This window comes from Gemmatimonas aurantiaca T-27, from assembly GCF_000010305.1.
GTDB classification, from domain to species: domain Bacteria; phylum Gemmatimonadota; class Gemmatimonadetes; order Gemmatimonadales; family Gemmatimonadaceae; genus Gemmatimonas; species Gemmatimonas aurantiaca.
Map to the genome: position 1 here is coordinate 3,952,437 of NC_012489.1, position 13,790 is coordinate 3,966,226.

Annotated in this window: 18 protein-coding genes; 6 read left to right on the forward strand and 12 right to left on the reverse strand. The window is 63.6% G+C overall.

Annotated elements, in window-relative coordinates:
* Positions 1-110 precede the first annotated feature (110 nt).
* From GAU_RS17045 to GAU_RS22325, 6 genes are all read right to left on the reverse strand, one after another.
* Entirely contained in the window at positions 111-608 is a 498-nt protein-coding gene (locus tag GAU_RS17045; RefSeq protein ID WP_015895151.1) for a GNAT family N-acetyltransferase, read from the reverse strand.
* Between the two features lie 21 nt (positions 609-629).
* Positions 630-1,115, reverse strand: coding sequence for a hypothetical protein (locus GAU_RS17050; RefSeq protein WP_015895152.1), 486 nt, complete (start codon positions 1,113-1,115; stop codon positions 630-632).
* A gap of 4 nt (positions 1,116-1,119) precedes the next feature.
* Positions 1,120-1,545 (reverse strand): hypothetical protein, encoded by a 426-nt coding sequence (locus tag GAU_RS17055; RefSeq protein WP_015895153.1) that lies wholly within the window; start codon positions 1,543-1,545, stop codon positions 1,120-1,122.
* 111 nt (positions 1,546-1,656) lie between these two features.
* Positions 1,657-2,022, reverse strand: coding sequence for a VOC family protein (locus GAU_RS17060; protein ID WP_015895154.1), 366 nt, complete (start codon positions 2,020-2,022; stop codon positions 1,657-1,659).
* Positions 2,023-2,068: 46 nt separating this feature from the next.
* On the reverse strand, positions 2,069-2,824 hold the full coding sequence (locus GAU_RS17065) for a nucleotidyltransferase domain-containing protein (protein ID WP_156799101.1): 756 nt from the start codon (positions 2,822-2,824) through the stop codon (positions 2,069-2,071).
* A 71-nt stretch (positions 2,825-2,895) separates the two neighbouring features.
* On the reverse strand, positions 2,896-3,417 hold the full coding sequence (locus tag GAU_RS22325; protein ID WP_169307721.1) for a hypothetical protein: 522 nt from the start codon (positions 3,415-3,417) through the stop codon (positions 2,896-2,898).
* A 3-nt stretch (positions 3,418-3,420) separates the two neighbouring features.
* On the opposite strand from GAU_RS22325, the gene GAU_RS17075 reads away from it, so the two are divergent.
* Both GAU_RS17075 and GAU_RS17080 read left to right on the forward strand, forming a co-directional pair.
* Positions 3,421-4,539 carry a serine hydrolase domain-containing protein gene (locus tag GAU_RS17075; protein WP_015895157.1) on the forward strand — a complete coding sequence of 373 codons (1,119 nt, stop codon included), beginning with the start codon at positions 3,421-3,423 and terminating at the stop codon, positions 4,537-4,539.
* 22 nt (positions 4,540-4,561) lie between these two features.
* On the forward strand, positions 4,562-5,467 hold the full coding sequence (locus tag GAU_RS17080) for a M55 family metallopeptidase (protein WP_015895158.1): 906 nt from the start codon (positions 4,562-4,564) through the stop codon (positions 5,465-5,467).
* On the opposite strand, the gene GAU_RS21335 is transcribed toward GAU_RS17080, so the two are convergent.
* Positions 5,447-7,339, reverse strand: a complete 1,893-nt coding sequence (locus GAU_RS21335) for a serine/threonine-protein kinase (protein ID WP_156799102.1) — start codon at positions 7,337-7,339, stop codon at positions 5,447-5,449. The two genes, GAU_RS17080 and GAU_RS21335, sit on opposite strands and share 21 nt — an antisense overlap.
* Positions 7,340-7,461: 122 nt before the next feature.
* On the opposite strand from GAU_RS21335, the gene GAU_RS17090 reads away from it, so the two are divergent.
* Positions 7,462-8,259 (forward strand): exodeoxyribonuclease III, encoded by a 798-nt coding sequence (locus GAU_RS17090; protein WP_015895160.1) that lies wholly within the window; start codon positions 7,462-7,464, stop codon positions 8,257-8,259.
* A 15-nt stretch (positions 8,260-8,274) separates the two neighbouring features.
* Here GAU_RS17090 and GAU_RS17095 read toward each other — a convergent pair whose 3' ends face one another.
* Positions 8,275-9,324, reverse strand: a complete 1,050-nt coding sequence (locus tag GAU_RS17095) for an NAD(P)H-dependent flavin oxidoreductase (RefSeq protein ID WP_041265645.1) — start codon at positions 9,322-9,324, stop codon at positions 8,275-8,277.
* Between the two features lie 105 nt (positions 9,325-9,429).
* Between GAU_RS17095 and GAU_RS17100 the strand changes: the two genes are divergently transcribed.
* The 3 genes from GAU_RS17100 to GAU_RS17110 all read left to right on the forward strand — a co-directional run bounded on the left by GAU_RS17100 (position 9,430) and on the right by GAU_RS17110 (position 11,551).
* Complete coding sequence (locus GAU_RS17100) at positions 9,430-10,257, forward strand: DUF481 domain-containing protein (protein WP_015895162.1); 828 nt, start codon at positions 9,430-9,432, stop codon at positions 10,255-10,257.
* A gap of 142 nt (positions 10,258-10,399) precedes the next feature.
* Complete coding sequence (locus GAU_RS17105) at positions 10,400-10,885, forward strand: ferritin (RefSeq protein ID WP_015895163.1); 486 nt, start codon at positions 10,400-10,402, stop codon at positions 10,883-10,885.
* 393 nt (positions 10,886-11,278) lie between these two features.
* On the forward strand, positions 11,279-11,551 hold the full coding sequence (locus tag GAU_RS17110; RefSeq protein WP_015895164.1) for a hypothetical protein: 273 nt from the start codon (positions 11,279-11,281) through the stop codon (positions 11,549-11,551).
* A 59-nt stretch (positions 11,552-11,610) separates the two neighbouring features.
* Here the strand turns inward: GAU_RS17110 and GAU_RS17115 are convergent, their stop codons facing one another.
* Genes GAU_RS17115 through GAU_RS17130 form a run of 4 tightly spaced genes read right to left on the reverse strand, consistent with a single transcriptional unit; the run spans position 11,611 to position 13,790 of the window.
* Positions 11,611-12,066 (reverse strand): hypothetical protein, encoded by a 456-nt coding sequence (locus GAU_RS17115; RefSeq protein WP_015895165.1) that lies wholly within the window; start codon positions 12,064-12,066, stop codon positions 11,611-11,613.
* Between the two features lie 44 nt (positions 12,067-12,110).
* Positions 12,111-12,536: a hypothetical protein gene (locus GAU_RS17120; RefSeq protein ID WP_015895166.1), complete on the reverse strand. Its 426-nt coding sequence runs from the start codon at positions 12,534-12,536 to the stop codon at positions 12,111-12,113.
* Positions 12,536-13,336, reverse strand: coding sequence for a YqjF family protein (locus GAU_RS17125; protein ID WP_197526007.1), 801 nt, complete (start codon positions 13,334-13,336; stop codon positions 12,536-12,538). Before GAU_RS17125 ends, GAU_RS17120 begins: the two co-directional genes overlap by 1 nt.
* Entirely contained in the window at positions 13,287-13,790 is a 504-nt protein-coding gene (locus tag GAU_RS17130; protein WP_015895168.1) for a DinB family protein, read from the reverse strand. Before GAU_RS17130 ends, GAU_RS17125 begins: the two co-directional genes overlap by 50 nt.

The following is a 13,790-nucleotide window of genomic DNA, read 5'->3' on the forward strand; positions in this document are numbered from 1 at the left end:
ATTGTGAATCTAAGGTGTGGCCCGCCATCCGAGAGGCAATTGGAAGGCCATACCGCGTAACGTTGACGGCTTCCATACGGGTTCATCCCCATGGGACGAACCGATGGACCTCAGCCCTGGACTGACGAGAGCGGTCCGCGTGTCTTGCGAAAGAGGTACTCGGAGTGGCCCGCCACCATGAACTCGGGCAGCTCGCCAACCAGAGTGTAACCTGCCCGCTCGTAGAGGCGGCGTGCATCGGGGTTGAACGACGACACACACAGGAAGACGTTCGGCGAACGCTCAAAGACCCACGCCTCGGCCAGTGCGAGCACCGCCCCACCGATACCACGGCCGCGCCACGCGGGCGCCAGGCACAGCGACTGCAGGTAGCCGGAAAACGGTCCCGCCATCCATAGCACCACGAATCCCACGCGTTCCCCGTCGACCATCGCCAGAAAGACTTCGCGCGCCGGATCCTGCATGATGGCCAACGACTGCGCAAACGTGCGACCGAGCGTGACCCAGGGGTCGGAGCCCGCCATCAAGGTGGCACACCAATCGGCGTCATCGGCCGTGGTGATGCGACTCAGTGTTGGTGACGGTGCAGAGGGGGAATGGTGAAGCAAGCGGATGTCGGTGGAAAGCCGTCAGTCGTTCGCCGACGGTCCCTTGAGTCGTCGGTCGATTTGTCGCATGGCACCAATATGATAGGCCATGTGCGCCACGCTGCCGAAGATACCGTTCATTTCGAGGCGGTTCACGTCACGCGGTACGCCGATGGTGCCAAGCCACTGCATACAGGCGTCACGCAGTGTCGCCCGCCGCTCCGCCCACTCGGTGTCCGTCACCGTCCCCCTCTGCCAGGCGGTCGCCCAGTTGGCGTCGAGGAACGGGTTTTCGCCAGCCGCCCAACGGTTCATCAGCGACAAACCATAATAGACATGTTCGACGTGGGCGGCCACCGACGCGCCGCCATCGTGCGTCAGCGAGGCCTCGTCCGCGGAGAGGCGATCGAGCGAGGCGAGAATGCCGTGATCGCCACGGTTCAGAACAAAAGCTCCATCCTCTGGCGCTCCGTGCACCAGTTCGCGAAACAACGTCGCGAGTGTTTCTGCCACATCGGCGGTGTTCATGATCTTACGCCACTCCGGGCTTGATACGATTGGCGAGGGTCAATCCCAGCCACGCCATCGGGATGTATGCGACGACGAGATCGAGGGCGATGAACCAGGTTGGCGCGGGAATCATGGTGCTCGCCGCGATGCCCCCGCACAGGTAGGCAACGCCGATCACGTAGGCGATGACCCGGCGATGTGACACCGCGAGCAGCGCACCCACCAGCGCTCCCGCGAGAGTCCCAAGCGCATGCGCCAGGAACGGCATCAGGAAGTGCTTCGGTTCGAGCATCGGCATGGCGGCGGCCAGCCCAGCCGCGGTGGACATGTCGGCGCCCGGCGGCGGTGCAATGAGCTTCGGTCCCAGCAGCACCAACGCCATGTTGACGCCACCGCCGATGGCGATACCGAGGATGAGAGCGAGTGCATTGCGCGCGAACGTCTTCATGGTGGCGCTCCGTGGAGGTCGGCCGGTGGTTGCGCGCCAATACGCGGAACCTGTCGGGAAAATGCGCCCGACACGCACAACCGGCCAGCAAGCCGTCCATGGCTCAACCGTTCAGCTCCTGCGAAACGCCCGACTCGAGATGGCCACGGAATTCTTGTCGGGGTCCTTGGCATTCGCAAACGTGTAGCCAGTGGCCTGATGCGTGGCGCCGAAGACCAGGCCCTTGGCGGCCGCCTGTGCCTTGAACGCCTCGATGTCCTCCACATCAAACACGAGCTTGAGCCCGGCATGACCGATCTTCATGCTCCTGGCCGCCTGATGAATCACGATCGCGGCACCACCGGCACGCGGCCGCAGCGTGATCAATCCTTCCACGACGTGCCCGGTCGACTCGAAGCCGAAGAACCGCATATAAAAATCGGCCGTGCGCTGCATATCACGCGCATAGATGAGCACTGTGCCAAGTGAGACGTGCATACTGGCCTCCAGCGTAGAAATCTCCGCGGCAGCGCCGCAGGCGTATTCACGATGCGCGCAATGCAAGACCGACCGCATCGAGCCACGAATGCAACGATGTGCCGGGCGCAGGCAAGTTGGCAAACAGCGCATGCACATCGTTCAGCCCCGCCTGTGTCAGCAGACGCTTTTCATTGAGCGTCCACTGACCACGCTCGCACAGACGCGCATGGGCCTCTTCCATGGCGGCCTTGCAAGCCTGCCCCACCGCACCGACCACATTGTCACGATCGGCGTGCATGCGCGCATACTCGAGACTGAAGTCGCGCGAAAAACGCCACCGCAGCGGCGCCGTTTCCCGAAGAGCCATGGGCATGCTCCCGACCTGCGGCACCTCTCCTGCCAGTACGTGACCGGATGCCAGCTCGGCCGCGAGGCTATACGTCGGCAAGCCCGCCAGGTATCCCAGCAAGGCGTCCAATTCGTACGCCCCCACACTGGCCTGCGTCGTCCAGTGCATTGCCACGTCGAGATCGCGCAGAATCACGTCGACGTGCAGATGGCCGACCTGCAACCACGCACCACCGTTCATGAGACGCCCCCAGGAACCAGGCGGATGCACTTCGCCGTATGGTGCGAGGGCACGCCAATCGATGGTACCGCGGTAGTACACCACCAGATCCCAGTCACTCGATGCGATAGCGCCGCGATCGGCTTGTGAACCACCCAGTACCAGCGCGACGGCACCTGGCAGGGTGGCGAGCGTGTGAGCGAGTGGGACCAGCGCCGGAGGCAGCCGTGTGGGATCGACCTGCATTGGCATGTGGCATGAGTGAGCGCGCAACGGCTGCTTCCTTTCCATGGCTTGCTGCACCATCAGGTTACGGCACCGTGTTATCTCAGCAGCCGAACGGCAAAAGCCCAGGTGCAAAACACCATCAGCAGCAGCCATGAGACCCACAGCACCACACGCAGGCCGCGTTTAGCCGGTCGTGCCTGAAGCACAAGCATCGGGATCGGGATCGCCAGACTGAGCGCGATTCCGGCGAGACTTCCCAAAGCGATACCACGATACTGGTCAGGATCGAAATCCGGGACGCCCGCATGCCACTCCGGCCACACCCGCCAGAGAATGAACGCATTCAACACCATGCTGATCAGGCACAGGGCGGCGACCAGCTTGAGCACGAAGCGTTGACGCAACGCGGCCGGTGACGGGGCAAGCGGTGGAGTGGACACCATGGACAATGAAATTGAAAAGGTGAGGAATGTCCCTCGCGCTCCTGCGCCGACCGACGGCAAACATGCAGGGAGAGCATCCGGTCGGCCAGCCATCTCTCGTGAAACACGTTCCAACGTTCGTCCCATCTCCACCTGTCTGAATGCCGAGATCTCCTCCTCTTCCTGCACAGACACCGAATGTCCCTCTTCACGCATCCCGGGCGTATCGCGCTCGCGCTGACACTCAGCCTCACGACGCTGGCACGACCTGCCGGCTCCCAAACACCGGCCATCGTCACGTCGCGCCCCACCCTCGCCGCCGAGGTCGATACCTACGCACGCAAGACAGGCTTCAGTGGCACCGTGCACATCGAACACCGGGGCAGACGTCTTCTGCAGCGGCACTACGGCCTGGCAGAGCGCAGCTTCGGCGTACCGGTCGATTCCACCACGCGCTTCTGGGTCGCCTCCATCACCAAGCTCTTCACGGCGACGCTGATCCTGCAGCAAGTGGAAGCCGGGCACATCGATCCCGCGGCCACGATCCGCACATACCTGAAGGACTACACGGGACCGGCCGCCGATCGGGTCACAGTGCATCAATTGCTCAACCACACATCGGGACTCGAACAATTCGAACACATCACGAGCTACGACGACGCCGTCCGCAAAGGCATGCCCGAGTATCAGATCCCCCACACATCACGGGAGCTACTTGACCTGTATGCCAGTGGACCTGTGAACACCAACCCGGGTTCGGCGTTCAACTACAACAACGCCGACTATATCGTGCTCGGCGCCATTCTCGAGCGCGTGACGAATACGTCGTACGACCGCCTGCTGCGTGAGCGTATCCTGGAACCACTGGGCATGACACACACGGGCTTGATGCGGGCGCAGGCAATCACACCACGACTGGCCGCAACGTATATGCGTGCCGACACGGCCGCTCCGCTGCTCCGAGATCTTCCGATATTTCCGGAAAACTGGTGGGCAGCCGGCGCACTGTATTCCACGGCCTCGGACCTCGCAGTTTTTGCGCGTGCGCTGTATGGCGGACGCCTCCTCAAGCCGGCCTCCCTCGCAGCGTTGCTCAATCCAGGCCTCGAGGAATACGGCTATGGACTCTGGATAGCCTCGCAGAACATCGAGGGCACCAAACACCGGTTCGCGCAGCGCCCAGGGCAGATCATGGGCGCCAACGTCACTCTGCTGCGCTACCTCGACGACGATCTCACCATCATCATCCTCGGCAACACCAACCTCGCCGATATCGATCGTTTCGGTTTTCTTATCGGACGCACCGTGCTACGCTGAGTCACCCACACCACGAGGCCCCATGCTCCGAGCCCTCTCCGCGCGCATCGCGCTCCTGCTGTTCGCTCTCTCCGTGCCAGCGGCATCGCAGGCGCAACAGCGGCTCAAGGTGTTCATCTCGGTCGACATGGAAGGCATCGCGGGCGTCGTCACGAACGAACAACTCAGCCCCGCCGGCTTCGAGTATCAGCGCTTCCGCGAATTCATGACCGCAGAAGCGCTCGCCGCCATCGAAGGGGCCAAGGCGGCCGGCGCCACCGACATCATGGTGGCCGACTCGCACGGCAACATGCAGAACCTGCTCATCGAAAAGCTGCCCTCCGACGTGGTCCTGGTGCGCGGTCCAGTGCGCCCGCTCGGCATGATGCAGGGTATCGACTCCACGTTTCATGCGGTGGTGTTCATCGGGTATCACTCCGCCACCACCAACCTGAACGGGGTACGCGCGCATACGTTCTCCAGCGCACGCTACACGTCGGTGGAGGTCAATGGCTCACCGATGGCCGAGTCGAGCTTCAATGCTGCGCTGGCGGGCTACTATGGTGTGCCCGTCGTCGCCATTTCGGGAGACGAAACGGCGGTGGCCGAATTGCTGGCTATTGCACCACGCGCCGCACCGGCCGTGGTGAAGCAGTCCATCGGATTCCACGCGGCGGCCACACGCACACCTGCCGCCGCACAAGCCATGATCCGCGAGGCCGTTCGCGCCGGCGTGGCACGTCGCGCGGAAATTGCTCCCTACAAGCTGCAGGCCCCCCATCGTCTCGATCTGGGATTCAAGAGTTATCGGGCACCGGAACTCCTGGCCTATCTACCCTCGGTGCAACGCACCACCGCGCATTCCATTCGCTACCAGGGCAGCAGCATTCTCGATATCGCGCGGTTCCTGTCGTTCATCGGGGCGTACTCACCGGAGATCGATCCCTGACGTCAGCCCATCCACTTCCCGTTGCGCCTCGGCCAGTCGACGCACGTCGTCTCCGAGCAATCGCGCCGCATCGATCAGGGTGGTGAGCGGTGCGAGGTCGTTTGCACCGGCATGCAACCGGAGCAGATCGAGACGGATGCCTTCGAGCGCGGCCACACTCTCCTTGAGATGGCGCGAGGCCGCCGTGCGGCGGGCCTGCAACGCGGTGGCATCGCGAGGAGCCGACGCATCCAGTGCATTCAGCACATCCATCTCGGCGCGTGCTTCGGCAGCCCGTGCTTCCAGCGCTTCGATGGTGGCCGGCAACGCCTGCAGCTCTTCGCGATAGGCCGACGGCAGCGCCGCGAACAGTTCGGACGCTGCCACCCCCAGTGCGGCTTCGGTGGCGCGGAACGCACCGGCATTCACCGACCGCTCCGGGGCGCCGAGTCGCTTGGCGACCCACGATCCCAGGCGACTCTTCCAGAGTCGATCGCGAATACCAGACTGCCAGCCCGAACGGATACGACGGGGAATGAACTGCACGCCCAGCGCGTTGCTGATCGCCCCGAGCAACAACGTGCTGAGTACCGGAGCGACGATCACGAGCGGGCCCAGCGTGCGTTCGTGAATGACACCGCCCAGCAACAATCCGACGGTACCGGCGAGCCATGTCGATGCCGCGACCGTGGCGACGCGGAGTACCTGATGCGACGACGGGGTCGCGGTGTCCTGCGCAATGGCCTCGGTTTCGGCACGTTCGCGACGCGTCAGCTCGAGTGCACCGCGCAGATCGGCAAGCGTGAAACCCGCGCGGAATTGACGGCGGGCCTGCTCGAGATGAAACCCCACGATGGGCAGGAGTGGCGCCGCCGTGATGGCGGCCAGTATCACGATATCCGCCGGCCCGTTGGGGCGATTGCCCGTCACCCACGCGATGAGATTGGCGGTGGTCAACACACCGAAGCCTGCTCCCCACGCCAGATACGGCACCAGCAACGGATTGCTGGCCTGCAGCCACGCCCGTAGTGAGGGTGCCAGCGTGGGCCGCGGTTCACTGGCCGGTGCCAGTGCGGCGGCCAACGTCTCGGCGTTGGGGAAGCGATCACCCGCTTCATAGGCCACGCAGCGATCGATCGCCGCGCCAAGCGCCGCAGGCAACCCCGGAGCCGCGCTCAATACGCTCGAGGCGGCGTGTGTGGCCTGTTTCACCACCAGCGCATGAAGACTCGACGCTTCGAATGGCAACCGACCACTGACCGCGAGATAGCCCACTACACCCAACGCGTAGATGTCGCTCCGTCCATCGACCGGTGCATTGGCCGCTTGCTCGGGGCTCATGAACTGCACAGTGCCTGCGATGCTGGCGTCTGCGGTACCGTCATTGCCCGCGGCCTGCGCAATACCGAAGTCGGTGACCAGCGCCCGACCCGTGCCTGTCTCGAGCAGAATGTTGTCGGGCTTCACATCCCGGTGCACCACCCCACGTCCGTGCGCGTAGGCCAACGCCCATGCCACCTCACGCAGGATCCGGGTCGCATCGGCAGGTGGGAGCGGTCCTTTCGTGCGCAGGCGTTCACCGAGCGTCTCACCATCCACGAAGGCCATGACGAAGAACACGAACCCGCCCGCCTCACCTACGCGATGAATGGGGACGATGTGCGGGTGTGACAACCCAGCCGCCGTACGTGCCTCGCGCAGGAAGCGCTCGCGCGAACCGGGACTCAACGCCACATCCGGTGGCAGCACCTTGATGGCGACGTCGCGATCGAGATGTACATCGCGCGCGAGGTACACCACCCCCATACCGCCGCGACCCAGCTCGCGCTGCAGCGAGTATTCGCCGGCCAGCACGGTCTGCAGTGCCAGAAAGTCGGTGGGGGTCTGTGTCACGATCGCAATCTGCACCCCACACCATGACAGGTCGAGACAAGGCGGGGCTGGCGGACCACGGCCTGCCGCGACTACCTCTTCAGGGTCGTCTCCCGCCGTTCGTCCCTCCGCATCGTCCCACCATGAAGATCTACTCCTGGAACGTCAACGGACTCCGCGCCGTGCTCAAGAAGGGCCTGTTCATGCCGTTCATCGAAACGCACCAGCCCGATGTTCTGTGCCTGCAGGAGACCAAGTCGGAGCGCGAGCAAGTGGAGATCGATCTCGCGGGCTATCACGAGTACTGGAACTCGGCCACCACCAAGGGCTATTCGGGCACGGCGATCTTCAGTCGCACCGAACCGCTATCGGTGACCAATGGCTTCGCAAAAGCCGTCGCCAAGAAATACACGTTGGTCGATGACGCCGGTCGCGACAGCGAAACCGAAGGCCGTGTCATCACTGCAGAGTTCGAGAAGTTTTTTGTGGTGACCGTGTACACCCCGAACGCCAAGGACGACCTGAGTCGCCTGCCCCTGCGGTCGCAACACTGGGATGCCGCCTTCCTCGCGCACTGCAAGGCGCTGGAAATGAAGAAGCCCGTGGTGTTCTGTGGTGACCTCAACGTCGCGCACACCGAACTCGATCTCGCCAACCCCAAGCCCAATCGCGGCCGCAAGGGGTTCACCGACGAAGAGCGTCAGGGTTTTCAGTCGTTCCTCGACGCGGGCTTCGTGGATACGCTGCGCATGTTTCACCAAGGCAACGGCCATTACTCCTGGTGGAGCCACTTCGCCAACTCCCGCGCACGCAACGTGGGTTGGAGAATCGACTACGTGCTGGTGTCGGCAGCGTTGCAGAAGTCCGTGGCCACCGCCGAGATCCATGCTGACGTGATGGGCAGTGACCACTGCCCCGTCAGCGTCACTCTCAGTCTCTGAGAATCCAGCGGCGATTTACGCGAGCAACAGCGCCGGCGCCAAGTCCATCAGGATGAAGACCGCCGGCAGTTCTCGGCACCCGGTGACGTTCTGCCCAGCCCAGAGTGGAGAACATTCACCGGTGTCCGCGCGTTCGGCCTTCGCCCGCAACGCTGTTACAGCGAGCGAGGCCAGCGGAAACTCGGGGACCACGGCACTCATCGGCCCCAGCTCCCGCACCAGGCGATTGACGATGCTACGCGCTGGACGCCCGGTGAAAACATTGGTGATAGCCGTGACACGGGCCCGATCACTGGTGAGCGCAGCGCGGTGCACTGCGCTGGTCGTCGCTTCGGGGCACAGCAGGAATGTGGTGCCGAGCTGCGCTCCTGACGCGCCGAGTGCGAGTACCGCCGCGATGCCGGGGGCGTCCGCGATACCACCGGCGGCTATCACCGGCACCTCCACCGCCTGCGCCACCTGAGGCACCAGGGCCATGGTGCCCATCTGGGCATTGAGGTCATCTGACAGGAAGCTGCCACGATGACCTCCGGCTTCGGTGCCCTGCGCGATCACTGCATCCACCCCACGAGCGGCAAGCCACCGCGCTTCATCCACCGTGGTGGCGGTGGAGAGAATCTTCGAGCCCCACCCCCGGATGCGCTGCAGCAGGTCATCCGACGGCAGGCCGAAATGGAAGCTGATCACGGGCGGCCGGAACTCTTCGAGCACATCGGCCGTCTCGTGGCTGAATGGCAACCGACCAGGGCCTGTCGGAATGTCCGCCACATCGACGCCAAACTCCGTGAAATACGGCATCAGGGCATCGCGCCAGCGCGCCTCCCGATCCGGATCAGGGACCGGCCTCGTATGGCAGAAGAAATTGACGTTGTATGGCTTGGCGGTCTGGGCGCGAATGGCCACCAGCTCGTTGCGCAGGGCTTCCGCGCTCAACAAGGCACCAGGCAAGGAGCCAAGCCCACCGGCGTTGGAGATCGCCACGGCGAGGGCACTGCCCTGCACCCCGGCCATGGGCGCCTGAACGATGGGCAACTGAATATCGAGGATTTCGCGCAGGCTCGTCATGGCGGAAGGATGCTCGGGCACCTCACGCGGTGACACGCGCTGGAATGGGCTCCATCGTCGCGTCGTGGTGTATGGGCCCGCGTGACTCATACTCCCTCCAATCTGATGACTCTGCGGCGACCAGCGCCACGGACACGAGTCCGGCATCTGCAGGCGCTGCTGCTCCTCTCGGCGGTACTGCTACCGCATCCCGGGCATGCACAGGACGCGGCCGCGGAAACCACCACATGGCGCCGCAGCGTGGAAACCAGCGGATCCCTGTTGTACGGCGCCGCCAGCCAACGGGTACTCAATGGCATGATCTCGATCGGTAGCGAATCGGCCCGCCGCCAACTGCGCGCCGATGTACAATCGGGATACGGTGACGCCATCGACCAGGTGAGTGGCGAGCGGCGCGTGATCGTACGCAATACGCGGGGCACATTCAGCGTGGACCTCACACCGCGCGCACGCGTGAGCCCCTTCGCGTTTGGACTGGCCGAAACCAGCCTGCAGCAAAGACTCGCTTCACGGTATTCGGCCGGCGCCGGTGCCAAGCTCACCGTGTGGCGTCCGGATTCCGTCCGTGGCGGCTTTCAGGAAGATGGCAGCATCAGCCTGGCGGCCCTGGGCGAAGAAACCCGAGCCATCCGCATCAACGACACCACGCCAGCCGCCGGCACGGGCACCCGTTATCGCTGGTCGCTGCGTGCACGCTATCGCACACGGATTGGTGAATCACTGCGGTTCTCCCATCTCACGTTGTACCAACCCACCATCGATCGGGTGGCGCGCTACACGATGGAGAGCACCACCACGCTGGCGGTTCCGCTGCGGTCGGCCATCGAGCTCACGCTCACCCATCGGGAGCGTCTCGACAGTGAAGCGATGGATCGTGGCGCGCCGAGCAATCGCGACGGGCAATTTCTCTTTGGATTGCGGGCGTCTTTCTAGCAGTTTCGGTAGTCGAGAACCGTTCTCAGTCGAGACTGATTCTCATCAATTGCCATCGTGCATCACACCGCTTGCTTCACGCGACAAGCCGGATAGACTGGGAGTATTCAGGTATTCATCACTTCGCGTAGAAGGAGTCCTCATGCTGATTAGCACCACGCTCGCACAGGCCCTCAACACCCAGATCGGCAATGAGTTTGGAGCGAGCCTCCAGTACTACGCCATCGGGGCACACTTTCATCGCATTCATCTCGCGCAGTTGGCAAAGCTGTTCTTCAAGCAGGCGGACGAAGAACGCGAACATGCGCAGAAGTTGTTGCACTATGTCGTGGAGACGGGCGGCGAGTTGCGCCTTCCCGCCGTGAAGGAACCGGTACACACGTTTGCATCGGCCGAAGAAGCACTGCAGGCCGCGCTCAACTGGGAAGTGGAAGTCACGAGACAGATCAAGCGACTCATGGATCTGGCGGCGAGTGAAAGCGACTACCTCGCACAGAACTTCCTCCAGTGGTTCGTGGATGAGCAGCTCGAAGAGGTCACCAAGATGACGCGCCTGCTCGGCGTGGTGCGCATGGCCGGCGAGCGCAATCTGCTGTCCGTGGAAGCGTACCTGGTGCACGGCGGCTGACGCGTGACCGCATACACCGGCGCCTCGCGTCGGTGAACACAAGGTGGCATGTTCTGATGTGCAGCGCCGACATCCACATGCCACCTCGAGTGTTTTATGCCACCAGTGACACCCGAGCAAACCGCGGAAATTCCTATTGGTCAGCCAACATGGTGCAAGCCGACGGACGGATTGATCCAGAGCATAGCGAGGTGGGTGATGACACGAGCATCTATCCCAACTACGCGCACCGATTCCTTCCACCGTCCATTCGGCGTGGACAACTCCCGGGTGTTCTATCTCGACTGACCCCCGCAGGATTTGCAGTCCCTGAGCGGCTGCCTGCGCGCCGGCATCCGGGTATTCTTCTGGCGTGTCTGCAGTCGCTCACTCAGCAGCAAAGGAGACGAACCGATGTCGATGGCATTCCTGCGGGACGATGCGGAAGGCGAAATGCCCCGCCGCAACTATGACCTACCCGAACGGGATGACCCCGATTTCGATCGCGCCGCAGCACGCGCGCTGCTCGAGGCGGCACGCGTCGGCGAGACACAACTCGCCGAGCGTGCGACCGGCTACTACTGGGGCGAGCCACAGCTTCGCCCGTATGTCGAAGTGATGCTCATCGAAGCCGAGAAGGCCAAGGATGATCGCCTGGAGCAGGTGGCCCGCCGGTTTCTCGCGTAGACGCACCATGCGTCGAGGTGATCCCGCTTTCGTTCTTCCGAACAAGCGGATCGGACAGTTCAGGGACGCTTGAGCTGCAGCGAGACCGTGTCCACCGTGGCGAGTGCACCAACGGGAGCGAAGCGCAGCAGATGTCGCACGCTGTCGATTGCGACCATGGGCGCCGACGACTGTGTCAAATCACGGAGCTGGGCCACCACCCACACGGACACCGTGTCGACACGATGAGGCAGCGGCGCGAGCATGAGCTGCGCCTGGATCGTCACCATGCGAATCTCCCGCTCCGACAACACTGTCTCCGTCCACCGATCCTGTCCGGACATCGCGCGCAATCGAACGTGGGTTTTCATGTGGGCCGACAGCGGACCGTCCGGAACCGACAGCAATGCGACCACGCGGACGCATCCGTAGTTGCCGAACTCGTAGGTCTGTTCGCAACGCGCGGGATCGGATGACTCATTGCCCGTGGGGTCGCTGCACGCCGCTGAGGCCACGAACACAGCGCCGCAGGTCATCGCCCGCCCCCAGCCAATCCTGCGGAATCTCGATGTGGTCTTGTTCATAGGTTCTCATTGGATAGTGGCACCGAGCGCCGACGCGCCACATGAACGCTCGTGCAGAACATCACGACCACCACGGGCAACCAGATCATGCGCTCGAGCGCGCTGGGCGTGATGGCATTGGCCACGATACCAATCGCGCCGTAGGCCACAACACCCCAGATGAACCGACCTGTGCGCAACGCCCACGTGGGCACACGCAGCCCGGCCCGGGCCCGTACCACGAGAATGAATGCCATCAGCAAAACCGCCGAGAACGCCGCCACGGCGCGGGCCCCATCGGGCAACACACCGCTGGTGCGACCGCCCTGCGTCAGCGCCCCCCATGGCGCACCGGCCAGCAGGGCGAGCTGAAACACGACCACGGCTCCCGTAAAGAGCGTGAAGAGCCGCGCACTCAATGCAGGCGTAAACCGGCGGGCCATCAGTGACTTTCACCGGTCAACACGGGGTGGCGTGTCACATCGAGTCGCTGTGGCTGAAAGACGGTGATCGGGGAACCCACCGCCACAAACACCGAGTCGGGTCCACCGTGCAGCACACGACCAAAAGGCTCACCGTAGGTGCGCTGCAGATCCCCATGCACTTCCAATACACCTCTGTCCCACACCTGCCACCGCGGATGCTGCACGTGGTACTCCACCGTACCGCCGTCCCGCTGACGCGTGTAACCCCAGTAGTGCTCGGTGATGAACTCGGCTTTGGAGCCAGCCACCAGCGGCGCCGACGGCCCGGCGGTACTGGCCGCGAAGCCTGTCCAGGTGCCACGCTCGCGCCATTCGTATTGCCAGTGCCCGCTGTCGGCATGGCGGCGCCCGCGGTGCCGCATCGGCAGCGCCCGATACGGTTCGTTGTAGAGTGCGCGGGCCATCCAGGCAATGGCGTGTCGCGGCACCAGCTCGCGCACAAAGACCACACCACGTCGGACTTCTGTGGGCGTCTCGCGGCGCACATGGAAGCGCAGATTCACCTCGGGGAAGTCCCGGTGCAGCGGAACCGCCAGCCCAAGCACCCGCGTGTCGACGAACCGGAAACCCACCAGACTCACCAACGCATCGCCGTTCCACAAGTCGAGTGTTGTCCCGCGAGGCACCAGTGGCTCCAGCAGCGACGACGGCACGCGATAGTTGGCGATAACCAGATCACGCCACTCCGCCTTGAGGAACCGCCGCAATTCACCCACGCGGCGCAGCATGTGCCGCCAGCTCTGGTTCGCTGAGGCCATAGATCGGCGGCGTCACGATGCCCTGCAGGCCAAGCGTGAGATACAACTGCCCGCGGTGATGCGCCTCGTGCTCCAGCATGGCCCGCAGCCATTTCCAGGTGCCGATCGTCGCACCGGCAGGTGTCGTGGTACGCCCTGCCCACTGCTCGGGTGTGAGTGCCGCAAATATCGCGCGCGACTCGGCGTGCATGGCGTCGTAGTACGCCATGACCGCGGGCAGACCGTCCGCCAAAACCTTCCCGTGTCCTTCATAGCGACTGGGCCGGCCTGATACGGTTTCCGCGTACATCCACCGTTCGATGGCGGCAAGATGACGCACCTGATCACCCGCAGACCATCGCTGTGGTGCCGGAACCCATTCGAGCAACGCGGGCGGGATACAGAGTACCACGCGCCGGGTTCGCGCGTGCACACTGTCGAGATAGTCGAGGAACCCCGTCAGTTCGGCGAACAT